General features: G+C 71.7%; 23 protein-coding genes. 12 read left to right on the top strand and 11 right to left on the bottom strand.

What is annotated here, in order from left to right; genetic code table 11:
• Positions 1–7 precede the first annotated feature (7 nt).
• From ACV7NM_RS12415 to ACV7NM_RS12445, 7 genes are read right to left on the bottom strand one after another with little or no spacing between them, the layout of a single operon-like run.
• Positions 8–946 (bottom strand): type II secretion system F family protein, encoded by a 939-nt coding sequence (locus ACV7NM_RS12415; RefSeq protein ID WP_463410354.1) that lies wholly within the window; start codon positions 944–946, stop codon positions 8–10.
• The gene (locus tag ACV7NM_RS12420) at positions 943–2,370 is read right to left on the bottom strand and encodes a CpaF family protein (protein WP_463410355.1); all 1,428 of its coding nucleotides are present in this window, start codon (positions 2,368–2,370) and stop codon (positions 943–945) included. Before ACV7NM_RS12420 ends, ACV7NM_RS12415 begins: the two co-directional genes overlap by 4 nt.
• 2 nt (positions 2,371–2,372) lie before the next feature.
• Positions 2,373–2,702, bottom strand: coding sequence for a TadE/TadG family type IV pilus assembly protein (locus ACV7NM_RS12425; RefSeq protein ID WP_463410356.1), 330 nt, complete (start codon positions 2,700–2,702; stop codon positions 2,373–2,375).
• 40 nt (positions 2,703–2,742) lie between these two features.
• Positions 2,743–3,129, bottom strand: a complete 387-nt coding sequence (locus ACV7NM_RS12430) for a TadE/TadG family type IV pilus assembly protein (protein WP_463410357.1) — start codon at positions 3,127–3,129, stop codon at positions 2,743–2,745.
• Between the two features lie 4 nt (positions 3,130–3,133).
• Positions 3,134–4,396 carry an AAA family ATPase gene (locus tag ACV7NM_RS12435; protein ID WP_463410358.1) on the bottom strand — a complete coding sequence of 421 codons (1,263 nt, stop codon included), beginning with the start codon at positions 4,394–4,396 and terminating at the stop codon, positions 3,134–3,136.
• Positions 4,397–4,403: 7 nt separating this feature from the next.
• Positions 4,404–5,105 (bottom strand): Flp pilus assembly protein CpaB, encoded by a 702-nt coding sequence (gene cpaB, locus ACV7NM_RS12440; RefSeq protein WP_463410359.1) that lies wholly within the window; start codon positions 5,103–5,105, stop codon positions 4,404–4,406.
• Between the two features lie 39 nt (positions 5,106–5,144).
• The gene (locus ACV7NM_RS12445; protein WP_463410360.1) at positions 5,145–6,062 is read right to left on the bottom strand and encodes a hypothetical protein; all 918 of its coding nucleotides are present in this window, start codon (positions 6,060–6,062) and stop codon (positions 5,145–5,147) included.
• A 355-nt stretch (positions 6,063–6,417) separates the two neighbouring features.
• Here ACV7NM_RS12445 and ACV7NM_RS12450 point away from each other — a divergent pair, with 355 nt between their 5' ends.
• Positions 6,418–8,112, top strand: coding sequence for a chitinase (locus ACV7NM_RS12450; RefSeq protein WP_463410361.1), 1,695 nt, complete (start codon positions 6,418–6,420; stop codon positions 8,110–8,112).
• A 150-nt stretch (positions 8,113–8,262) separates the two neighbouring features.
• On the top strand, positions 8,263–9,600 hold the full coding sequence (locus ACV7NM_RS12455) for a M14 family metallopeptidase (protein ID WP_463410362.1): 1,338 nt from the start codon (positions 8,263–8,265) through the stop codon (positions 9,598–9,600).
• Positions 9,601–9,662: 62 nt separating this feature from the next.
• On the opposite strand, the gene ACV7NM_RS12460 is transcribed toward ACV7NM_RS12455, so the two are convergent.
• Together ACV7NM_RS12460 and ACV7NM_RS12465 are read right to left on the bottom strand one after the other, a co-directional pair.
• Positions 9,663–10,073, bottom strand: coding sequence for a RidA family protein (locus ACV7NM_RS12460; protein ID WP_463410363.1), 411 nt, complete (start codon positions 10,071–10,073; stop codon positions 9,663–9,665).
• On the bottom strand, positions 10,070–10,342 hold the full coding sequence (locus tag ACV7NM_RS12465; RefSeq protein WP_463410364.1) for a hypothetical protein: 273 nt from the start codon (positions 10,340–10,342) through the stop codon (positions 10,070–10,072). Before ACV7NM_RS12465 ends, ACV7NM_RS12460 begins: the two co-directional genes overlap by 4 nt.
• Positions 10,343–10,471: 129 nt before the next feature.
• Here ACV7NM_RS12465 and ACV7NM_RS12470 point away from each other — a divergent pair, with 129 nt between their 5' ends.
• The 10 genes from ACV7NM_RS12470 (at position 10,472) to ACV7NM_RS12515 (ending at position 19,078) form a co-directional block, all read left to right on the top strand.
• Entirely contained in the window at positions 10,472–11,752 is a 1,281-nt protein-coding gene (locus ACV7NM_RS12470; protein ID WP_463410365.1) for an amino acid deaminase, read from the top strand.
• Positions 11,753–11,795: 43 nt separating this feature from the next.
• The gene (locus ACV7NM_RS12475) at positions 11,796–13,397 is read left to right on the top strand and encodes an N-acyl-D-amino-acid deacylase family protein (RefSeq protein WP_463410366.1); all 1,602 of its coding nucleotides are present in this window, start codon (positions 11,796–11,798) and stop codon (positions 13,395–13,397) included.
• A 64-nt stretch (positions 13,398–13,461) separates the two neighbouring features.
• A complete protein-coding gene (locus ACV7NM_RS12480; protein ID WP_463410367.1) occupies positions 13,462–14,472 on the top strand; it encodes a YdcF family protein in 1,011 nt (336 codons plus the stop codon).
• A gap of 121 nt (positions 14,473–14,593) precedes the next feature.
• Positions 14,594–14,788, top strand: coding sequence for a hypothetical protein (locus ACV7NM_RS12485; RefSeq protein WP_463410368.1), 195 nt, complete (start codon positions 14,594–14,596; stop codon positions 14,786–14,788).
• Positions 14,789–14,923: 135 nt separating this feature from the next.
• Positions 14,924–15,385, top strand: coding sequence for a nitroreductase/quinone reductase family protein (locus tag ACV7NM_RS12490; protein WP_463410369.1), 462 nt, complete (start codon positions 14,924–14,926; stop codon positions 15,383–15,385).
• Between the two features lie 73 nt (positions 15,386–15,458).
• Entirely contained in the window at positions 15,459–15,833 is a 375-nt protein-coding gene (locus tag ACV7NM_RS12495; RefSeq protein ID WP_463410370.1) for a DUF6083 domain-containing protein, read from the top strand.
• 88 nt (positions 15,834–15,921) lie between these two features.
• On the top strand, positions 15,922–16,566 hold the full coding sequence (locus tag ACV7NM_RS12500; protein WP_463410371.1) for a TetR/AcrR family transcriptional regulator: 645 nt from the start codon (positions 15,922–15,924) through the stop codon (positions 16,564–16,566).
• Positions 16,563–17,093 carry a dihydrofolate reductase family protein gene (locus ACV7NM_RS12505; protein ID WP_463410372.1) on the top strand — a complete coding sequence of 177 codons (531 nt, stop codon included), beginning with the start codon at positions 16,563–16,565 and terminating at the stop codon, positions 17,091–17,093. Before ACV7NM_RS12500 ends, ACV7NM_RS12505 begins: the two co-directional genes overlap by 4 nt.
• Before the next feature lie 190 nt (positions 17,094–17,283).
• Positions 17,284–18,495 carry a pyridoxal phosphate-dependent aminotransferase gene (locus ACV7NM_RS12510; RefSeq protein WP_463410373.1) on the top strand — a complete coding sequence of 404 codons (1,212 nt, stop codon included), beginning with the start codon at positions 17,284–17,286 and terminating at the stop codon, positions 18,493–18,495.
• Between the two features lie 175 nt (positions 18,496–18,670).
• Entirely contained in the window at positions 18,671–19,078 is a 408-nt protein-coding gene (locus tag ACV7NM_RS12515; RefSeq protein WP_463410374.1) for an SCO4983 family protein, read from the top strand.
• Between the two features lie 49 nt (positions 19,079–19,127).
• Here the strand turns inward: ACV7NM_RS12515 and ACV7NM_RS12520 are convergent, their stop codons facing one another.
• Both ACV7NM_RS12520 and ACV7NM_RS12525 read right to left on the bottom strand, forming a co-directional pair.
• Complete coding sequence (locus ACV7NM_RS12520; protein WP_463410375.1) at positions 19,128–19,586, bottom strand: hypothetical protein; 459 nt, start codon at positions 19,584–19,586, stop codon at positions 19,128–19,130.
• A 249-nt stretch (positions 19,587–19,835) separates the two neighbouring features.
• On the bottom strand, positions 19,836–21,665 hold the full coding sequence (locus tag ACV7NM_RS12525) for a phosphoenolpyruvate carboxykinase (GTP) (protein WP_463410376.1): 1,830 nt from the start codon (positions 21,663–21,665) through the stop codon (positions 19,836–19,838).
• Positions 21,666–21,705: the final 40 nt, after the last annotated feature.

Here is a 21,705-nt window from a genome sequence, read left to right on the forward strand (position 1 = left end):
GCCCTCCTCACACGTCGATCTTCGACAGTCGGCGGATGAGGACGAACCCCAGGGTGAACAGGCCGAGCGCGACGATGACGGCCGTCTGCCCGATGAAGGCGCCCGTCATGCGGTCCAAGGCGCCCGGCATCATCATGTCCACGAGCAGCAACGAGCCGAGCCCGATCGCGGGTACCAGGTATGCCGTCACCGTCACCTGCGAGAGCTGCGTACGGATCTCCCTGCGCGTCTCCTTGCGCTGTTCCAGCGTCACGGTGAGGTTGCGCAGGCTCCCCACGAGCGTGCCGCCCGCGCGGGCGGACAGGACCAGGGTGGAGACGAGGACGACGAGTTCGCGCGAGGGCAGGCGCTGCGTCAGTTCGCCCAGGGACTCCTCGATGGAGTGGCCGACGGCGAGGCGGTCGGCGACGCGGGCGAGTTCCTCGCCCGCGGGGGCCTCCAGTTCCTCCGCCGCCATGCCGATGGCCGTACGCAGCGCCAGGCCGGCCTGGGTGGCGTTGGCCAGGATGCGGGCGAGTTCGGGGAGTTGGTTGATGAACCGCTCCGTGCGGCGCGTGCGCTGCCAGTTGAGGAAGGCGTTGGCCGCCCACAGCCCGATCAGTCCCGCCACCGGGCCGAAGAAGGGGGCCAGGAGGGACGCCGAGACGAGCCAGACCCCGATGACGGACATCAGCATGTAGACGAAGAACTCGCCCGGGGTGAGGTCCAGGCCCGTCGTCGCCAGCTTCACCTCGATGCGGCGGCCCAGTCGGGTGCGGCGCAAGCGGCGGTCGACCCCGCGGAAGCGGCGCCGTCGGCCGAGCGGCTCCGGGGCGCCGCTCGCGGAGAGGCGTTCGACGAGGGCGGCGCGCTGGGCGCGGCCCGCGGCGTAGGCGTGTACGCCGAGGACCACGAGCAGGCAGGCGAGCAGCGTCGCGCCGAGGGTGAGGAGGATCAGTGGGTTCACAGGACGTTCCGAGTGGTCCAGGGGGTTCCGGGGCCGCCGGGGGAACCCGTCGCCCAAGGGCCTCCGGGGGCCCCGGGGAAGCCGGGGGCCCCGGTGGTCCGGGCGGCGAGCTGATCGTCGGACTGGGCGACCCCGAAGGCTTGCGGGATCGGCTGGTTGTTCATGTAGAGGCGGTCCGCGAGCGTGCGCGGCAGCGGGTAGTACTCGAAGTGGCCGTGTACGCGGCCGTCCGCGCCCATGGGCCGGGCCGAGAACCGGCACACGGTGATGATCCGGAAGGGCTCGCGGCCGTGCGAGTCGAGGATGGAGATCTCGGTGATGCGGCGCGAGCCGTCCCCGAAGCGGGTGAGTTGGACGACGACGTTCACCGCGCTGTTGATCTGGTCCTGGAGCGCCTCGAAGGGGATCTCCACCTCCGACATGGACGCCAGCGTCTGCAACCGCGTCAGGGCGTCCTCGGAGCTGTTGGCGTGGACGGTGGCCAGGGAGCCGTCGTGGCCGGTGGACATCGCCTGGAGCATGTCGAGGGTCTCGCCGCCGCGCACCTCACCGACGATGATGCGGTCGGGGCGCATGCGCAGGGAGTTGCGTACGAGGTCGCGGATGGTGATCCGGCCGCTGCCCTCGACGTTCGCGGGGCGGGATTCTAGGCGGATGACGTGGGCCTGCTGGAGTTGGAGTTCGGCCGAGTCCTCGATGGTGATGATGCGCTCGCCCTCGGGGATCAGGCCGGAGAGGGCGTTGAGGAGGGTGGTCTTGCCGGTGCCGGTGGCCCCGGAGACGATCACGTTCAGCTTGGCCTGCACCAGGCCGGACAGCAGGAGCAACATCTGCTCGTCCAGCGAGCCGAGGCTGATCATCTCGGGCAGGGTGAAGGCCCGCGGGAAGCGGCGGATGGTGAGGGTGGCCCCGGTCAGGGACAGCGGCGGGATGATGACGTTGACGCGCTCGCCGCTGGGCAGCCGGGCGTCCACCATCGGATTGGCCTCGTCCACACGGCGGTTGACGGTCGAGACGATGCGCTCGATGGTCTGCATGAGCTGCTCGTGGGAGGCGAAGCGCAGCGGCAGTTGTTCGACGCGTCCGGCGCGCTCCACGAAGATCTGGTCCGGGCCGTTGACCATGATCTCGGAGATCGACGGGTCTTCGAGGAGCGGTTCGAGGACGCCGAGGCCCAGCGCTTCGTCGACGACGCGGCGGATGAGCTGGGCACGTTCGACGGTGGAGAGGACGGGCCCCTCGCGGCTGATGATGTGGCCGAGGACGCGTTCCAGCCGGGCCCGGCGCTCGGCGGGCGCGAGCGCGGACATCTCGGCGAGGTCGATCTCCTCCAGCAGCTTCGCGCGGTAGGCGGAGACCAGTCGGCCGTCCTCGCGCGGGTTGTGGCGGTCGTCGGGGGTGTTGACCCGGGAACGCAGGCTCATCGTCAGGGTCCCTTCGGGTCGTCGTTGGGCATGACGGCGGTGGCGGTGGCGGGGTCGAGTCCGAGGCCGGGGATGATGGAGGTGACCGGGATGGAGACGTTGGCGGTGACCGCGTCCCCGCCGCCGGACACCGTGATGGTGGCCGCGAGCCCGGAACGGATCGCCGCGTGGCCGGCGGCCTCCCCCGCCCCCGGTTTGCGGGCCTCCACCCGGGCCGCCGTGCGCGCCGCCGTCTCGGCCTGCTGGTGCACGTACCCGACCCAGCCGAGTTGGATGCCGCACAGCGCGACGAAGAGCAGGATGGGGATGAACCCGATGTACTCCAGGGCCATTTGACCCCGGTCCCGGGAAGCCCCTGGACTTCCTCTCATCTCACTCCCCTCCCCTCTCCTGCTCCTGTGGCGAGCCGCCTTCGCCCGTGATGGGAACGCCGATGTCGAGCCCGGGGAACAGGACGGGGACGTTGAGTTCCACGGTCGCCTTGTAGATGTCCCCCGCGTTGCCGCAGGACACCTTCACGGTCCAGGCGTCCCCGATGTGCCGGCGCGCCGCCGCTTGGCAGGGCCCGTCGCCGTGCACGGCCCCGACCCGCGCCGCCTCGTCCGCCGCGTTGCCCGCCAGGGAGAAGGCGTAGCCGATCAGGACGCACTCCCACACCGCCGCGACGAGCAGCAGGATCAGCGGCACCATGCCGACGAACTCGACGGCGACCTGTCCACGGTCCCGGGGGCGGGCGCCGCGCCGGCTCCGCGCGGGCACGCCCTCACCCCTCCCGGCCCCGGCGCAGCCGGGCCAGTGGCCCGGCCGCCGCCCGTACGGCCAATTCGGCGGAGGGGGGTGGGGAGGCGGTGGTCGGGGCGGTGAGCAGGCCGAGTTCCCCGGCGACCTTCCACAGGGCCTGCTTGACGGTCGAGCGGTTGTCGAGGTCCTGGACCCGGCCCGCGTCCACCACCGCCTGGAGCTCCTTGAAGGCGGCCGGGACCGGGGTGCGGGTCACCCGGGTCTTGGTGATCTTCTCGATCAGGGCGGGCTGGATCTCGGTGTGCTTGCTCCAGCGGTTGACGACCATCACGGTGTCCTCGGCCTTGCGGACCTGGAGCCGCTCCCACATGCGGACCAGGCGTTTGGCGGCCCGTACCGCGACCACGTCGGGGGTGGTCACCAGGACCGCCACCTCGGCCAGTTCCACGGCGGCCGCGTTGGCCCCGGTGACCTGGGTACCGCAGTCGATGACGATCAGCTCGTAGCGGGCGCGCAGGGCGGCGACGACCTGGCGCGCGGCCCGTTCGTCGACCTCCTCGCCCCGTTCGCCGTCGCCCGGGGCCAGCAGCAGCGCCAACCCGGTGCGGTCGTCGTACACGGCGTCCTGGAGGACCCGCGGGGAGATGTCCTGGATACCGGCGAGGTCGGCGATGGAGCGGCGGAACTGCACGTCGAGGTACGAGCCCACGTCCCCGGCCTGGAGGTCCAGGTCCACCAGTGCCGTACGGCGCCCCGAAACGGCCGCGGCCAGGGCGAACTGCACCGCCGTGAAGGTCGTGCCGACGCCGCCCTTGGCCCCGGCGACGGTGACCACCCGTCCGCCGGGTCCCGTCGGCGCCTCGGGGCCCCGGCCGAGGTGACGGCGTACGCCCACGGACCACTGGGCGGCGCCCTGGACGCGGGCGGCGAGTTCCTCGTAGGAGAGCGGGAGGCCGATCAGGCCGCGCGCGCCGCAGTCCATCGCGGCGGAGAACAGGGCGGGTCCGGCGTCGGACGACAGCAGGACCACGCCCACCGCCGGGAAGCGCAGGGCGACCTCGCGGACGAGTTCCAGGGCGGGCAGCGGGCCGATCCGCTCGTGGACGAGGACGACCTCGGGCAGTTCGTCGACGGACTCGGCGGCGAGCCGCGCCAGGGTGTCGAGGAGGGCGGTCGAGTCGGGCAGGGGGCCGGCCGGTTCGGCGGCCGGGAGCCGGCCGAGGAGGGTGGTGATGAGGCGGGCGGCGTCCGGGTCGCCGACCGCGGGGAGGATTCGGGTGCTCATCCGGGCCTCACTTGTCCCCGTCGAGGGTGTACGTGCGGTCGCCCGGGCCGGGGACCGACTCGGTGCCGGGGGCCACCAGGGCCAGCCGTACATGCTCCGCGAACGACTCGGCGTACGCGACGCGCTGGGTGTCCTTGGTGTTCAGGGCGAAGGTGATCGGGACCGCCTCGGCGGGGCCCTTCTTGTCGCTGTCCTTGTCGAGCGGGGTGAGCTTGCCGACGTTCAGCACGCGGGCGTTGGCGACGATGATCACGGAGCGGGACGGATCGGTGTCCTTGGCGCCCTTGAAGGTGGCGATGATGTTGACCTTGGCACCTGAGGTGATCTTGCCCGCCACGCCGGTCGCGGCGTCGATCATGATCGCGATCTCCTGCTCGCCCGGCTGGAGCTGCGGCTTGTCGACGAACATGTCCGCTTGGAGGAGGGAGCCCTTCTTGAGCGTGGTGAGGGCGATCTTTCCCTTCAGCGCGCCGAGGTCGGTCACGGCGGTCTCGGACAGCCAGCGCTTGGGGACCTTGACCTCCTCGAACTGGCCCGCCCCGAGGGGGCTGTACGGGGCGATGTCCCCCTTCACCCGGTAGGCGACGACCTCGGACCCGACCTTGGAGTTGACGTCGCCGATCAGCACGAGGACCCCGGCGAACGCCGCGAGCGCGCACAGGACCGACAGGAGCAGCAAGAGGACGCCGCGGCGCTGGCGTGAGTTCATGGCCGTACTACCTCGCCGTTCTTCGTTCGTTCGGGCCGGTCAGGGTCGGGATCTGGGCGGTGCGGCGCCGTGTCCGCCGGCGGGGGGCGGGGCCGGTGGGGGCGCGGTCAGCGGGGCCGCGCAGAAGCCGCACCGGTCGCCGATGAGTTCCATGCCGCACCAGTGGCACTCCTCGCGACGGACGGAGGCGACGAGCTGGTAGAGCACCGACGGGTCCGGGATGGCCGCGGCGAACTCGACCAGTTTGGAGGTGGCCCACCAGGCGGCCGAGTCGGCGGGCAGCGGGTTCTCCATGACTCCTCCGACCTGCCAGGCGGGGGCCAGTTCGGCCGTCACCCAGTCGGAGGCGAGCTGGCCGCGGGCGAAGGTGAGGTGGGTGACGAAGCCGGGGCCGGGCGGCAGTGCGGAGGGGCCGCCCGCGTGCGCCCCGCCGGACGCCGGGGGCGTGAGCCGGGCCAGGTGGGGCGTCGGGTGCGCGAGTACGGCGAACTGGGCGCCCGGTGACCAGGAGCGGGCGTGCGCCTTGAGCCCGACCGGCACCCGGTCGAGCTTGGCGACGCTGCCCAGCAGGGCGCCCGCGTAGATGTAGTGGGACAGCAGCCGGGCCGCCGAGGCGACGACCCCGGGGCTGAACTCGCAGACGCTGAGCAGGCGCAATTGACGTACCAGCAGGGCGGTGCCCAGTGGGGGCAGGTCGGCCTCGACGAGTGCGATCCGGTCGGTTTCCAGGATGGCCCGCACGGTGTGCAACCGCCGGACGGTGGCGGCCGGAAGCCAGGTCGGCACGACGACGACGAGGTGGCCGTGCGCGTCCAGCAGGGCGGTGGTCTCCGCGAGCGCGCCTTCGAGGTCGAGTTGCCCGGGCGGGCGCAGGACGGCGGCGCCCGGGGTCTGCCGGTCCGGGGCCGGCAGCACCAGATCGGCGGTGGTGACAGCAATGGCGGTCGGCACGCGCATCCCCCTGTTCACCCCGTACACCGCGGTCTTCGCCGGCCCGTCACGCGGCCTTCACCTCCGCGCACGAACGACGCGACCGCTCTCGACCAGCGCACTTCCCCCCTGCCTCAGCACCATATCCGCGTCATCCGCGGTGGGGCAGGGCCTTGGTGATTCCCGTGCCACGAGCACATGTCACAGGTGGCCGGAAACCGGGACAACAGGGACCGGCCACCTGGTGGAACTGCGTTCATTTCAGGCCACATTGACAAGACCCTTGACAGCGAGATTGGTCTGGACCAACTTGGCTCCCGGGGCCCCCCACACGCCCCCGTCACCCCGTTCACATCCCCTTCTCCCCCCCACCGGAGCCTTCGTGAACCGCATACGCTCCCTCGCCCTGCCCCTGGCCGCCACGCTCGCCGCCGGCGCCCTGACCGCCCTCACCGCCGGTACGGCACAAGCCGCGGACATCAACGTCGCCCGTAACGGAGGCTTCGAGTCCGGCCTGTCCGACTGGAACTGCACGGGCGGCAGCGGCGTCGCCGTCTCCTCCCCCGTCTTCTCCGGCTCCGGCGCCCTCAAGGCCACCCCGGCCGGGCAGGACTCCGCCCAGTGCTCGCAGACCGTCACGGTCAAGCCGAATTCCACGTACACGCTCAGCGCGCAGGTGCAGGGCTCCTACGTGTACCTGGGCGCGACCGGCACCGGCACCCAGGACGTGTCCACCTGGACCCCCGGCTCGGGCGGCGGCTGGCAGAAGCTCTCCACCACCTTCTCCACCGGCCCGAACACCACCAAGGTCACCGTCTGGACGCACGGCTGGTACGGCCAGCCCGCCTACGTCGTGGACGAGTTCAGCGTCTTCGGCCCCGACGGGGGCGGCGGCACCGGCCCCGGCCCGACCGTCCCCGGCCCGCCCTCGGGGGCCGCCGTTTCCGGTCAGAGCGCGAGCGCCCTCACCCTTTCGTGGAACGCGGTCGGCGGCGCGAGCGGCTATCACGTGTATCAGGACGGCGTCCGCGTCCGCACCGTCACCGCCTCCCCGGTGCAGCTCACCGGGCTCGTCGCCGCCACCTCGTACTCGCTCCAGGTGAGCGCGTACAACGCGGCGGGCGAGGGTCCGCGGTCCGCGGCGGTCACCGGCACCACCACCGGCGGCGGCAACCCGAACCCGAACCCGGCCGTGCCGAAGCACGCCCTGACGGGCTATTGGCAGAACTTCGACAACGGCGCGACCGTCCAGAAGATCTCCGACGTCTCCGCGCAGTACGACATCATCGCCGTCGCCTTCGCCGACGCGACCACCACGCCCGGCGCCATCTCCTTCACCCTGGACTCCGCCGCTCTGGGCGGGTACACGCCGGCGCAGTTCAAGGCGGACATCGCGGCCAAGAAGGCGGCCGGGAAGTCGGTCGTCCTCTCGATCGGCGGCGAGAAGGGCACCATCTCGGTCAACGACTCCGCCTCCGCGAACAACCTGGCGAACTCGGCGTACGCGCTGATGCAGGAGTACGGATTCAGCGGCATCGACATCGACCTGGAGAACGGCCTCGACCCGACCTACATGACGCAGGCGCTGCGCTCCCTGTCCGCGAAGGCGGGGTCCTCGCTGGTCCTGACCATGGCCCCGCAGACGATCGACATGCAGTCGACGGCCGGCGGCTATTTCAAGACGGCGTTGAACGTCAAGGACATCCTGACCGTCGTCAACACGCAGTTCTACAACAGCGGATCGATGAACGGCTGTGACGGCAAGGTCTACTCCCAGGGGACGGTGGACTTCCTGACCGCCCTCGCCTGCGTCCAGCTGGAGGGCGGCCTCGATCCCTCGCAGGTCGGCCTCGGCGTCCCGGCCTCGCCCAGCGGCGCCGGGAGCGGCTACGTCTCGCCGACCGTCGTGAACAACGCCCTGGACTGCCTGGCGCGCGGCACGAACTGCGGGTCCTTCAAACCGTCGAAGACCTACCCGGGGCTGCGCGGCGCGATGACCTGGTCGACCAACTGGGACGCCAAGGCGGGTAGCGCTTGGTCGAACACGGTGGGTCCGAAGGTCCACGCGCTCCCCTAAGCGGTACGTGTGGGGGTGTCCGCTTGGTCCGACCGGCCCGACCGGCCCGACCGCATTTTGGCCGGTTTCGAATTCTTGACCCGAACATGCCACGAGAGCACGCTGTGCGCGTCCGCACGGCTACCCCCACACTCCCACCCAGGAGAACGCATGCGGCTCCACAACCGTCGGAGGGCCGCCGTCACGGCGGCCCTCCTGACCCTGGCGCTCGGCGCCCCCGCCTACGGGATGAGCGCGACGGCCGCCCCACCGCCCACCCCCTCGACCGCCACCCAGGACGAGTCGATCGCCCAGTACGAGGTCAAGGGCCCGGCCACCGCCGCCGAACGCACCGCCCTGCTGCGCACCGGCGTCTCCATCGACGAGGTGGACGCCCGCTCCGTCGTCGTCAGCGCTGACCCCGCCCAGGCCCGGAACCTGCGCGCGCTCGGCTACCAGGTCACCCCGCTGCCCGGGCCGCCCGACCGGTCCCTGGGCAACGTGGCCACGGGAACGAGCGACTTCCCGTCCGCCGACTCGAACTACCACAACTACGCCGAGGCGACGAACGAGATCAACCAGCGCATCGCCCAATACCCGTCGATCATGAGCAAGCAGGTCATCGGGAAGTCGTACCAGGGCCGGGACATCATCGCGATCAAGATCAGCGACAACGTCGGGACCGACGAGGCCGAGCCCGAGGTGCTCTTCACCCACCACCAGCACGCCCGCGAGCACCTGACCGTGGAAATGGCCCTGTACCTGATCAAGGAGTTCGGCTCCAAGTACGGCTCCGACGCCCGCGTCACCGACATGGTCAACAGCCGTGAGATCTGGATCGTCCCGGACCTCAACCCCGACGGCGGCGAGTACGACATCGCCTCCGGCTCCTACCGCTCGTGGCGCAAGAACCGACAGCCCAACTCCGGCTCCTCCGCCGTCGGCACGGACCTCAACCGGAACTGGGACTACAAGTGGGGCTGCTGCGGCGGCTCCAGCGGCAGCAAGAGCTCCGAGACCTACCGCGGTTCCGCCGGCGAGTCGGCGCCCGAGGTCAAGGTCGTCGCGGACTTCGTCCGCAGCCGCGTAGTGGGCGGCAAGCAGCAGATCAAGGCCGCCATCGACTTCCACACGTACAGCGAGCTGGTCATGTGGCCGTTCGGGTGGACGTACAACGACACCGCGCCCGGCATGACCGCCGACGACCTCGCCGCCTACAAGAAGATCGGCACCGGCATGGCGGCGAGCAACGGCTACACGGCGGAGCAGTCGAGCGACCTGTACATCACGGACGGGACGATCGACGACTGGCTGTGGGGCAACCAGAAGATCTTCGCCTACACCTTCGAGATGTACCCGAGCGACACCGGCGGCGGGGGTGGTTTCTACCCGCCCGACGAGGTGATCGACCGCGAGACGGCGCGCAACAGGGACGCCGTGCTCCAGCTGCTGGAGAACGCGGACTGCATGTACCGGTCGATCGGCAAGGCAGCGCAGTACTGCGCCTAGCCGGCAGCCGACCGGACGGGCCGGGGGCGCCCCACCGCCAGGGGGGCGCCCTTCGCGCGGGCCTAACCCAGGACGGCCAGCGCATCGATCTCGACCAGCATCCCGGCGGGCAGGCCCACGTAGACGGTGGTGCGGGCGGCCGGGGCCTCCTTGATCCCCTGCTCCTCGAAGTACGCGTCGTAGGTCTCGTTCATCTCGGCGAAGCGAGCGGTGTCGGTGAGGTACACGCGGATCATCACCGCGTCCTCCCAGGTCGCGCCGCCCGCCTCCAGCACGGCGCGGACGTTCTCCAGGGTCTGGAGGGTCTGCTCGCGCAGCGACGGACCGGCGAGGGCGGGCGGCTGGTCCACCACGTACGGCAGGTAGCCGACCTGGCCCGCCACCTGGAGGATGTTCCCCTTGCGCACGCCGTGCGAGAACTTCGCGGGCGGGGCGTTGTGGGTCTCGGGCGTGACGGCGGTCTTCTCTGTCATGGGGCGCCTTCCTGTGCGGGATCGTCTCGGTGTTCGTCGCCGGAAGCGGAGCACTCCCGGCCGATGGTGTCGGCGGTACGGCGTACCAGGGGCAGCAGTTCGAGGAGGGCGTCGGCGTCGGCCTGTTCCCGCACGAGGGCCGGCTCCCGCGGGAAGGCCTCCTGGTGCACGGCCAGGTGCACGGTGTGGCCCGTGAGCCGGTTCAGCCCCGCCGGGCCCCGGGCCAGGGCGGGCAGGACGCGCGGGGCCCGCTCCACCGACCGGCTCACGCCCCGTCCCTTCGCGCACCGCCGCCGGGGAACCGTCCCCCGTTGACCCGTCGTCATCGGGGATGTTAGACAGCGACGGGCACCACCTGCAATGGACGTTGCGCACAGCGCGACGCGAGAGGATTCCGCATGGGCAGCGACGAAGTCCGACGGCTCGCCGACGAACCGGTGGACCACCGCTTCAAGGGTCTCCCGCCGGACGCCGAACGCTCCGCCCTGACCGTCGGCCGGCTCGCCGCCGAGCGCCGCGACCTGTTCACCGGCGGCTTCACCACCCCGGTCCTCACCCTCGACGCGGACGCGCTCGCCCACAACCTCGCCGCCCTGGAGACGTACGCCCTGCGGCACGGGCTGTCCTTCGCCCCGCACGGCAAGACCTGCATGGCCCCGCAGCTCTTCCAACGGCAACTGGACCACGGCGCCTGGGGCATCACGGCCGCCGTGCCGCACCAGGCCCGCGTCTACCGCGCGTTCGGCATCCGACGGATCTTCCTCGCCAACGAGCTCGTCGACGCCGCCGCCCTGCACTGGGTGGCCGGTGAACTCGCCGCCGACCCGGAGTTCCGCTTCGTCTGCTACGTCGACTCCGTGCGCGGCGTCCGGCTCATGGACCGGGCCCTGGCGGGCCGGGGCGCCACCGTCGACGTCGTCGTGGAGCTCGGCGCCGGTGAAGGGGCCCGCACGGGCGCCCGCACCGAGGAGGACTGCCGCGCCGTCGCCGACGCCGTCGCGCAGAGCGACACGCTGCGCCTGGTCGGCGTCGCCGGGTACGAGGCCGAGGTGCCCGGGGCGGACCCGGACTCCGTGCACGCGTACCTGCGCCGGCTCACCGGCCTCGCCGTCGAGTTCGACAAGGCGGGCCGGTTTTCCCCGGACGTGGCGGAGATCGTCGTCAGCGCCGGCGGTTCGGCCTGGTTCGACGCCGTCGCCGACGTCTTCGCGGAGCTGCCGGAGCTGTCGCGGCCGACGTTGCGGCTGCTGCGCTCGGGTGCGTACGTCTCCCACGATCACGGCTGGTACACGCGTCTGACGCCCTTCAACCGCCTCCCCGAGGAGGGCGCCCTGCGCCCCGCGTTCCGCCTGTGGACGCAGGTCGTCTCCCGCCCCTCCCCCACCCAGGCCTTCGTCAACGCCGGCAAGCGCGACATCGCGTACGACCTCGGGCTGCCCGAGGTCGAGCTGGTACGGGACCCGCTCGACGGCGTCGAGCGGCCCGCCGGCGGCGTCCGGGTGGTCAAACTGTCAGATCAGCACGCCTGGTTGGAGACCGACGCGGCCGACGACCTCCAAGTGGGCGATTGGGTGGCGCTCGGCATGTCCCACCCCTGCACCATCTTCGAGAAGTGGCCGCTGATCCCGGTGGTGGAGGCGGACGGCACGGTCGGCGACTACGTCCGCACCTTCTTCTAGGCGGCTGGTCCCGCGTGATGCGGAAGGGACGGCCCGGCGCCCCGTGGACCTGGTGATCCGAGGGGCCCGCGTCGTGGACGGCACCGGCGTCCCCTCGTACACCGCGGACGTCGCCGTCCACGAGGGCCGCATCGAGGCGATCGGCCGGATCGGGGCGGGCGGGCGGACCGAGCCGGGCGGGCGGATCAGGACGGGCGGCCGGCGCACCCTCGACGCGCACGGCCTGGTGCTGGCCCCCGGCTTCGTGGACATGCACGCCCACAGCGACCTGGCCCTGCTCCGCGACCCGGACCACAGTGCGAAGGCCGCCCAGGGCGTGACCCTGGAGGTCCTCGGCCAGGACGGCCTCTCCTACGCGCCCGCCGACGACCGCACCCTCGCCGGGGTCCGGGCGGCGATCGCCGGCTGGAACGGCTCCGGGGACGACATCGACTTCGACTGGCGCACCGTCGGCGGATACCTGGACCGGCTCGACTCCACCGGCATCGCGGTCAACGCCGCCTACCTCGTCCCGCAGGGCACCGTCCGCGCCTACGCGGTCGGCTGGGACGACCGCCCGGCCACCCCCGCCGAACTCGACCGGATGCGCGCGCTCGTCGCGGACGGCCTGGCCGAGGGCGCCGTGGGCATGTCCTCCGGGCTCACCTACACCCCCGGCATGTACGCCGGTGACGCCGAACTGACCGAGCTGTGCCGGGTGGTGGCCCGGTACGACGGCTACTACTGCCCGCACCACCGCTCGTACGGGCGCGGCGCTTTGACCGCCTACGCCGAGATGATCGCCCTGACCCGGGAGGCGGGCTGCGCCCTGCACCTCGCGCACGCCACCATGAACTTCGCCGAGAACCGGGGCCGGGCGGGGGACCTGCTCGCCCTCCTCGACCGGGCGCTGTCGGAGGGCGCCGACCTCACCCTCGACAGCTACCCGTACACCCCCGGCTGCACGACGCTCGTCGCCCTCCTGCCGGGCTGGGCCCACGCGGGCGGCCCCGACGCGGTGCTCGCCCGGCTGCGGGACGACTGCGAGGCCGCGCGGATCGGGTACGCGCTGGAGGTCGAGGGCTCCGACGGCTGCCACGGGGTGCCGGTGGACTGGTCGACGGTCGAGGTGTCCGGTGTCGGGGACCCCGCCTTCGGCGGCTGCGTGGGCACCCGCCTGAGCGGCTGGCAGGAGGCTCGGCGGCTGCTGCTCGGTGACCGGTTGCGGCCTTCCGTCATCCAGCACGTGGGCCACGAGGAGAACGTCCGGACGATCATGCGCCACCCCGCCCACACCGGCGGTTCCGACGGCATCCTCCAGGGCGCGAAACCCCATCCGAGGGCGTACGGCACGTTCCCGCACTACCTCGGCCGGTACGTGCGCGAGCTGGGCGTGCTGTCCCTGGAGGAGTGCGTCGCGCACCTCTCCGGCCGCCCCGCGGCGCGGCTGCGCCTGCCCGACCGGGGACTGGTGCGGCCCGGCTACCGCGCCGACCTGGTGCTGTTCGACCCGGACACGGTGTCGGCCGGGTCGACGTACGAGAACCCGCGTGCGCTGCCGACCGGAATCCCGCACGTACTGATCGACGGCCGCTTCGTGATGCGCGACGGGCGCAGGACGGACGTCCTGGCCGGGCGCGCGGTCCGCAGGACCCCGAAGCCGTAGGTCGTGTCGTCGACGGCGCCGGCGGCCCGCGGGCCCTTCACGCGCGGCGCCTACGATGACCGCCATGATCGCTTTTGCCCCGGCCGCGGCGTTGTTCGTCTTCTTCTGCCTGAGCGTGCGGGAGGACCGCCGGCGTTTTCGCAACGCGGTCCTGCTGGGGCTCACGTTCGTCAGCCTGGCGCTGGGACTGCTGGCGCGGATCACGCGACTGCCGTCGAGCGTCGCCGTGGTCCTGGTCGTCGCCGTGTTCCTCGTCCCGGCGATCGGGGTGGTGGCGCTCGCCTGCTTCCTGGTGGCCAACGGTGTGACCATGGTGCGCAAGGAGGGCGGCGGCCTCGGCAACCTGCTGTCCCTGCTGGCCGGCCTCGCGATCTTCGGGGTGCTCGGGCTCGCCCTCGTCACCGCGCTGAGCGGCTCGGTCAAGCTGGCCGGGATGACCGCGATGGTGGTCCTGATCGCGGCGTACGTCGCCTTCCTCTTCCTCTGCTTCCTCGCCTACGCCTACCTCTACGGGCGGATCAAGGTGCGCGGCGACGTCGACTACGTGGTCATGCTGGGGTCGGGCCTGGTCGGCGGCGACCGGGTGCCGCCGCTGCTGGCCTCCCGGCTGCGCAAGGGCAAGCGGATCTACGAGGCCCAGCGCGCCCGGGGCGGCGCTGCGCCGGTGCTGCTGCCGTCGGGCGGCAAGGGATCGGACGAGAAGGTCCCCGAGGCGCGGGCCATGGCGGACTGGCTGATCGCGGAGGGCGTGCCCGCCGAGCACATCCGGCTGGAGGACCGCTCCCGTACGACGGAGGAGAACCTCTCCCTCAGCGCGGCGATCATGGCCGAGGACACGCCGGGGTACCGGTGCGTGGTCGTGACCAACAACTTCCACGCCTTCCGGGCGGCGATGATGGCCCGCAAGGCCGGGGTCAACGGGCAGGTGCTGGGTGCGCCGACGGCCGCGTACTTCTGGCCGAGCGCGACGATCCGCGAGTTCGCGGCGGTGTTCATGGAGCACAAGGGCGTCAACCTGGCCGTCTGCGGGTCGCTGTTCGCGCTGGGCGTGGTGCTGACGCTGGTCGTGCACTGAGGTCGGCGCGGGGCGGGCGCGGCCGGGCGGGGCAGAGCGGGACACCGTCGTGGCCGACGTGCGTTCATGACGCGGGCGCCGGAGGATGATGGGGAACGGGGACCCCCCGAGGAGGTACGCGATGGAACGTGAATCGGACCAGCAGCCCCAGAACACGGACCGCCCGTCCAAGCTGTGGACCGGCGGCGAGCGGCCTTACGACCCCGAGGACCTCGTCATGGCGACGGGCGCCGACCCGACTCCGGAGCGGGTCGAGAAGGCCCGGAAGATGATCGAGCGCGAGGGCCCCTCGGTCATCGAGCGCTACCTGCCGTAGGTACGGGGCAGGTCCAGGGGGCCGCCTCCGGTCCGCGCCCGCCCGGCCGGACCGGGGGCGGTCATCGCCGAGCGCGCAACCACCGGGCGCCGGGCGTCGTTAGGCCGCGGGGGGCCGAAGCCGGAGGACGCCGTGATGCAGACCGTCGTGATCGACTGGGACCACCCCACCGACCCGGGACCGGGCCGCGCCCTGGACCACGTACGGGCCTACGTCGGCTCGGGGGGCCTCGACGGCCACCTCTGGCACGGGGTCCCGACCCTCCTGCTCACCACGGTCGACCGCGAGCGGGACCGCACCGTGCGCACCCCGCTGATCTACGTCCGGGACGGCGCCCGCCACCTCGTCGTGGCCTCCGGTCCGACCCCCGGCGCCCCGGCGCCGCGGTGGTACGCCCACCTCACCGCCCACCCCGAGGTACGGCTCCAGGTCGGCGCCCTCTCCTTCCGGGCGCTGGCCCGCACGGCGGACCCGGTGGAGCGGGAGACGTACTGGGAGGCGCTGACCGCGCTGTGGCCCGCTTGGGAGGAGCACCAGGCGGCCGCGGCGCCCGGCGAGGTCCCGCTCGTGATCCTCGACCGATTCGACCACCCGTAGGGGTGACCGGTCCCCCGTCCGGCGGTCGCGCGTCCCCGTGTCGTGCTACCAACGGCACGGAGGTGGGACCCCGTTGCGCGAAGAATCCAGCACGCCGGTCGCGGTGGGCGACGTCCTGGCCGGCGCCCTGGCGGCGATCGGCGCGCCCGACGGCCGTGCGGGTCGCCCCGGCGCCTGCCGGTCCTGCGGCGACGCCGCCCTTTGGCACCGTACGGCGCACAGCCGGTGGATCCTGATGCATCCCGGGAGCGTGCCGCACCACCTGGTCCCGCCGGACCACCGCTACCGCATCGGCTCCGACGGCACGGCGGTCCACTTGGGCGACGGGGTGCCCACGGACACCTGCCGGGTGACCCACTTCGACCGCTGCCCGGCCGGCTCCGCCCCCCACCATCCGTACCTGCTCCGCCTCTGGCACCACGCGGCGGCCCGCCACGGCCGCCTCTAGCCGAATTCCACCCGCGGGCAAGGCTTGCGTGCTGCAATAAATGAACAGTCATTTATTCACCGGCTCCGAGCCGGTACGGAGGTGGGGCATGGCCGGACGACCCCGGGGCGTCGACGATTCCGTGATCCTGCGGACGGCGGTCCAGGTGATGGGCCGGACCGGGCCCGCCAAGCTCACCCTCGCCGCCGTGGCACGGGAGGTCGGGCTGGTGCCCGCGACGCTCGTACAACGCTTCGGCTCCAAGCGCGGGCTGCTGCTCGCACTGGCGCGGCACGGCGCCGGGATTTTCGCCGAACTCCGCGAAAGGGTCGTCCGGGAGCACGGCTCGGCGCTCGACGCGCTGACCCGGCTGGTCGCCGAGACCTGGAGCGCGGTGGTCACGGCGGACGCGTACGCGAACCACCTGGCGTTCCTCTGCTCCGACCTGGCCGACCCGGAGTTCCGCGACCTGGCGCTCGCCTCACAGCGGGCCGAACGCGAGGCCTGCCACTCCTTGCTCGGTCGGGCCGCGGACACGGGCGAACTCCGCCCGGGCACCGATGTCGCCGCGCTCACCGAGACCGTTCAGGCGGCCGTCACCGGAGCCGGCCTGCTCTGGGCCGTCGACCACGTGGGCGACCTCGCCGGACGCCGACGCGCCGCCCTCACCGCCGCCCTCGCGCCCCACCGCGCCGACGCCACCACCACCGACGCCACCACCACCGGCGTCACCGACCGAAAGGACCCCGCATGACCCTGGACCGGACCTTCCGCACCGCCGTGACCATAGGCATCAGCCTCGACGGGTTCATCGCCCGCCCCGACGGCGACATCGAGTGGCTGACCACCCGCGGCGAGGCGGCCGGGGACACGGGCTACGAGGAGTTCATGGCCGGGATCGACACCCTCGCCATGGGCCGCAAGACCTACGAGAAGGTGCTCACCTTCGGGTTCTGGCCCTACGAGGGCAAGCGCGTGGCGGTCCTGAGCACCACCTTGACCACGGACGACCCGCGCGTGACGGTGCACCGCTCGCTGGAGGAGCTGTTGACGGCCCTGACGGAGCAGGGGGCGAGGAGCGTCTACGTGGACGGCGGCCGGATGGTCACGACGTTCCTGCGCGAGGGCCTCCTGGACGAACTCACCCTCACCACCGCGCCGGTACTCCTCGGCTCGGGCCTGCCGCTCTTCGGCGCGCTGGACAAGGACGTGGAACTCACCCTGCGGGAGGTCAAGGCCCTGGGCGGCGGGTTCACGCAGGCCCGGTACGGCGTGGGGTGACGAGCGCAACACCGGGACGGCCCGCACGGCGCGAAGAGTGTCGTTCCGCAGGGGGAGCGCGGGATGGGCCACGGTTTCCAAGGGGCGTGCGGTTCACGGCCTCCGCATCTCCCGAATCGGGACATATCGACCCGGCGGAAGGTGTCGGAATAAAGCGGCGCCGTCGCCCCCGGGACCGTAAGCTCCCGTCATGCAGGTGATCCAGTCAACGAAACTCGCCAATGTCTGCTACGAGATCCGCGGACCCGTCCTCGAAGAGGCGATGCGGCTCGAAGCGGCAGGTCATCGCATCCTCAAGTTGAACACCGGCAACCCCGCGGCCTTCGGCTTCGAGTGCCCGCCGGAGATCCTCGAGGACATGCTCCGCAACCTGGGCACCGCCCACGGCTACGGGGACGCGAAGGGTCTGCTGTCCGCGCGGCGCGCGGTCATGCAGCACTACCAGACCAAGGGGATCGAGCTGGACGTCGAGGACGTCTACCTCGGCAACGGCGTCTCCGAGCTGATCCAGATGTCCATGCAGGCGCTGCTGGACGACGGCGACGAGGTGCTGGTCCCGGCGCCGGACTACCCGCTGTGGACGGCCTCGGTCAGCCTCGCCGGCGGCACCGCCGTGCACTACCGGTGCGACGAGCAGTCCGACTGGATGCCGGACCTCGCGGACATCGAACGCAAGATCACCGACCGCACCCGCGCCATCGTGATCATCAACCCCAACAACCCGACCGGCGCCGTCTACGACGACGAGATGCTGCGCGGCCTGACGGACATCGCACGCCGCAACAACCTGGTCGTCTGCTCGGACGAGATCTACGACCGCATCCTGTACGACGGGACCACCCACACCAACACCGCCGCCATCGCGCCGGACGTGTTGACCCTGACCTTCAACGGGCTCTCCAAGAACTACCGCGTCGCCGGGTACCGGGCCGGCTGGATGGCGGTCTGCGGCCCCAAGAAGCACGCCTCCTCCTACATCGAGGGCCTGACGATCCTGGCGAACATGCGACTGTGCGCCAACATGCCGTCGCAGCACGCCGTCGCCACCGCGCTCGGGGGCCGGCAGTCGATCAACGACCTCGTCCTGCCCGGCGGACGGCTGCGCGAGCAGCGCGACACCGCGTACGACCTGCTGACACAGATCCCCGGCATCAGCTGCGTGAAGCCCAAGGGCGCGCTGTACCTGTTCCCCAAGCTGGACCCGGCCGTCTACAAGATCAAGGACGACCGGCAGATGGTCCTCGACCTGCTGCGGGCCGAGAAGATCATGGTGGTGCACGGTACGGGCTTCAACTGGCCCGAGCCCGACCACTTCCGGATCGTCACGCTGCCGAACACCAAGGACCTGGCGGACGCGGTCACCCGGATCGGCAACTTCCTGGAGGGGTACGGCCAGTTCTAGAGCCAGGGGGCGGCGATACGACTCCTGCTACCAGACCTCTCGTACCGCCGGCTCGTACCGCCGCCGCCTCAGGATCGCTCCGGGCTCGCCGGAGACTCGAGTCTCACCAGATCGAGCATAACTTTAGAACCGATCCAATGTAGGATGGTCTCCTGACCCCGCAGGAGGCCTCCTCATGTACGAGCCGATCCGCACCAAGCCGGTCGTCCACCGCATGCCCGGCGGCCGCACCGACTACCCGCACCGCAGCCGCGGCGAAGCGCTGGACATCCAGCTCGCCGGGCACCTCGCGGCGCTCCTCGCCGTCACCGACGAGCTCGGGCTCGACGAGGCGGCCGCCCGTATCGCCGACCAGGTCACGCGTCTGCGCGGGTCCCGTCCCACCCGGGCGGCCCACGAGCGAACGGCCCACGACCGGTCGTCGGAACCGGCACGGCTGCACCGACGCGCGCACGACCTCGCGGGTCGGGCGCTGCTCGTCGCCGCGTCCCGCGCCGACACCACCGTCGCGATCCTCGCCGCCGAGCGCATGGACGCCCACGCCGCCGCCCTTGAGTCCCAGGACCGGGCCGGCGCCCACTGACGGCCCCGGTCCGGGGCCGCGGAGGCTCCGGACCGGGCGCCACACACCCTCAGGGTGACGGTGTGAACTGCGCCGCCGCCACCCCGCACCACGGGACCTTCGCGGCCAGCCACACGGGGCCGACCGCCTCGCCGCGTTCCGTCGCCCCGGGCGCCACTCCCGGAATCCGCACCAGAGCCTGGGCCGCCCGGGCCCCCGGCGCCGGGTCCGCGCTCTCGCGGAACTCGACCGTGACGACGTAGGCCCCACCGCTCTCGACACCACCGGCGGCCGCGGAGCCACCGCCCGCCGCGCGGCCCGTCACCTCGACCGACGCCACCACCCGCCGGCTCGCCGGCTCGACCCGGCACGAGGTGACCCGTACGTCCTGCGCCGCCGGCCGCTGCGGCAACGCCGCGCCGGACCCGCCGCCGCTCGCCCACACGTACAGGCCCAGCGGGGCGAACACCAGGAGCCCGGCCACCACCACCAGGCCGACCAGCCAGCCCTGCCACTTCAACGCGCTCACGCCCATGGCCCGATCCTCCCCGCCGCCCGCGCGGCCCACCAGCACCCGCAGGCTCACACAGCATTTCGAAGCGGGACCGCCCGGACGGCCGACGTTCACCCGAACCAGCGTGGAAAGCGGGACACTTCGCCTTCGGTGAACGCGCGACGGCGGGCCTCCGGAAACGGAGGCCCGCCGTCGGCGGACGTACACGACCTGCCGGGAGGACCGGGACCGGCCCTGATCAGGCGGCAGGCGGGGAGGTCGGGATCAGCCCAGGCGCTCGACGAGCGCGTGGTACTGGTCCCACAGTTCCTTCGGCGTGTGGTCGCCGTAGGTGTTCAGGTGCTCGGGGACCAGGGCGGCCTCGTCGCGCCAGACCTCCTTGTCGACCGTCAGCAGGAACTCCAGGTCCTCGGCCGGGAGGTCGAGGCCCTCGGTGTCGAGGGAGTCCACGGTCGGCAGGATGCCGATGGGGGTCTCGACGCCCTCGGCCTTGCCGTCGAGGCGCTCCACGACCCACTTGAGGACACGGCTGTTCTCACCGAAGCCCGGCCACACGAACTTGCCCGCGTCGTTCTTGCGGAACCAGTTCACGTAGTAGATCTTCGGGAGCTTCGCGGGGTCCGCGGAGGCGCCGACCTTGATCCAATGCCCCATGTAGTCGCCCATGTTGTAACCGCAGAACGGCAGCATGGCGAAGGGGTCGCGACGCAGTTCGCCGACCTTGCCCTCGGCGGCGGCGGTCTTCTCGGAGGCGATGTTCGAACCGATGAAGACGCCGTGGTTCCAGTCGAAGGACTCGGTCACCAGCGGGACGGCGGAGGCGCGGCGACCGCCGAAGAGGATCGCGGAGATCGGGACGCCCTTGGGGTCCTCCCACTCGGGGGCGATCGTCGGGCACTGCGAGGCCGGGACGGCGAAGCGGGCGTTGGGGTGGGCCGCCGGGGTGTCGCTCTCCGGGGTCCAGGCGTTGCCCTTCCAGTCGATGAGGTGCGCGGGCGCCTCTTCGGTCATGCCCTCCCACCACACGTCGGAGCCGTCCGGGGTGAGCGCGACGTTGGTGAAGACGGTGTTCGCGTACATCGTCTTCATGGCGTTGGCGTTGGTGTGCTCGCCGGTGCCCGGCGCGACACCGAAGAAACCGGCCTCGGGGTTGATCGCGTAGAGACGACCGTCCTCGCCGAACCGCATCCAGGCGATGTCGTCGCCGATGGTCTCGACCGTCCAGCCGGGGATCGTGGGCTCCAGCATGGCGAGGTTGGTCTTGCCACAGGCGGACGGGAAGGCGGCCGCGACGTATTTGGCCTCACCCTGCGGCGGGGTGAGCTTGAGGATCAGCATGTGCTCGGCGAGCCAGCCCTCGTCGCGGGCCATGACGGAGGCGATGCGCAGCGCGTAGCACTTCTTGCCGAGCAGGGCGTTGCCGCCGTAGCCGGAGCCGTAGGACCAGATCTCGCGGGTCTCCGGGAAGTGCGAGATGTACTTGGTGGTGTTGCACGGCCACGGGACGTCGGCCTCGCCCTCGGCCAGCGGGGCGCCGAGGGTGTGGACGGCCTTGACGAAGAAGCCGTCGGTGCCGAGTTCGTCGAGGACGGCCTTGCCCATGCGGGTCATCGTGCGCATGGCGACCGCGACGTAGGCGGAGTCGGTGATCTCGACGCCGATCGCGGAGAGCTCGGAGCCGAGGGGGCCCATGCAGAAGGGCACGACGTACATCGTGCGGCCCTTCATGGAGCCGCGGAAGATTCCCTTCTCCCCCGCGAACAGCTCCTTCATCTCGGAAGGGGCCTTCCAGTGGTTGGTCGGGCCCGCGTCCTCCTCCTTCTCGGAGCAGATGAAGGTACGGTCCTCGACGCGCGCGACGTCGGAGGGGTCGGAGGCGGCGTAGTACGAGTTCGGGCGCTTGGCCGGGTCGAGCTTCTTGAACGTGCCCTTGGAGACGAGCTCCTCGCACAGGCGCTCGTACTCGGCCTCGGAGCCGTCGCACCAGACGACCTGGTCCGGCTCGGTGAGGGCCGCGATCTCGTCGACCCAGGAAATGAGCTCCGTGTGGCTCGTCGGGATGGAAGTGGTGGGAGCCGCGTTGTCGCGCGCCACGATTGCTCCTTGTTGAGGGGTTTGTTTGGTGTATGCCCCG

The organism is Streptomyces sp. Tek67B01 (genome assembly GCF_055231995.1).

Excerpts from the sequence above, each read along its gene's own strand:
- ACV7NM_RS12505 (WP_463410372.1), top strand. The coding sequence starts at position 16,563 with ATGACCCTGGACCGGACCTTCCGCACCGCCGTGACCATAGGCATCAGC.
- ACV7NM_RS12460 (WP_463410363.1), bottom strand. The coding sequence starts at position 10,073 with ATGACAGAGAAGACCGCCGTCACGCCCGAGACCCACAACGCCCCGCCC.
- ACV7NM_RS12515 (WP_463410374.1), top strand. The coding sequence starts at position 18,671 with ATGTACGAGCCGATCCGCACCAAGCCGGTCGTCCACCGCATGCCCGGC.
- ACV7NM_RS12485 (WP_463410368.1), top strand. The coding sequence starts at position 14,594 with ATGGAACGTGAATCGGACCAGCAGCCCCAGAACACGGACCGCCCGTCC.
- ACV7NM_RS12500 (WP_463410371.1), top strand. The coding sequence starts at position 15,922 with ATGGCCGGACGACCCCGGGGCGTCGACGATTCCGTGATCCTGCGGACG.
- ACV7NM_RS12510 (WP_463410373.1), top strand. The coding sequence starts at position 17,284 with ATGCAGGTGATCCAGTCAACGAAACTCGCCAATGTCTGCTACGAGATC.
- ACV7NM_RS12445 (WP_463410360.1), bottom strand. The coding sequence starts at position 6,062 with ATGCGCGTGCCGACCGCCATTGCTGTCACCACCGCCGATCTGGTGCTG.
- cpaB (WP_463410359.1), bottom strand. The coding sequence starts at position 5,105 with ATGAACTCACGCCAGCGCCGCGGCGTCCTCTTGCTGCTCCTGTCGGTC.
- ACV7NM_RS12420 (WP_463410355.1), bottom strand. The coding sequence starts at position 2,370 with ATGAGCCTGCGTTCCCGGGTCAACACCCCCGACGACCGCCACAACCCG.
- ACV7NM_RS12480 (WP_463410367.1), top strand. The coding sequence starts at position 13,462 with ATGATCGCTTTTGCCCCGGCCGCGGCGTTGTTCGTCTTCTTCTGCCTG.
- ACV7NM_RS12470 (WP_463410365.1), top strand. The coding sequence starts at position 10,472 with ATGGGCAGCGACGAAGTCCGACGGCTCGCCGACGAACCGGTGGACCAC.
- ACV7NM_RS12490 (WP_463410369.1), top strand. The coding sequence starts at position 14,924 with ATGCAGACCGTCGTGATCGACTGGGACCACCCCACCGACCCGGGACCG.
- ACV7NM_RS12455 (WP_463410362.1), top strand. The coding sequence starts at position 8,263 with ATGCGGCTCCACAACCGTCGGAGGGCCGCCGTCACGGCGGCCCTCCTG.
- ACV7NM_RS12425 (WP_463410356.1), bottom strand. The coding sequence starts at position 2,702 with ATGGCCCTGGAGTACATCGGGTTCATCCCCATCCTGCTCTTCGTCGCG.
- ACV7NM_RS12435 (WP_463410358.1), bottom strand. The coding sequence starts at position 4,396 with ATGAGCACCCGAATCCTCCCCGCGGTCGGCGACCCGGACGCCGCCCGC.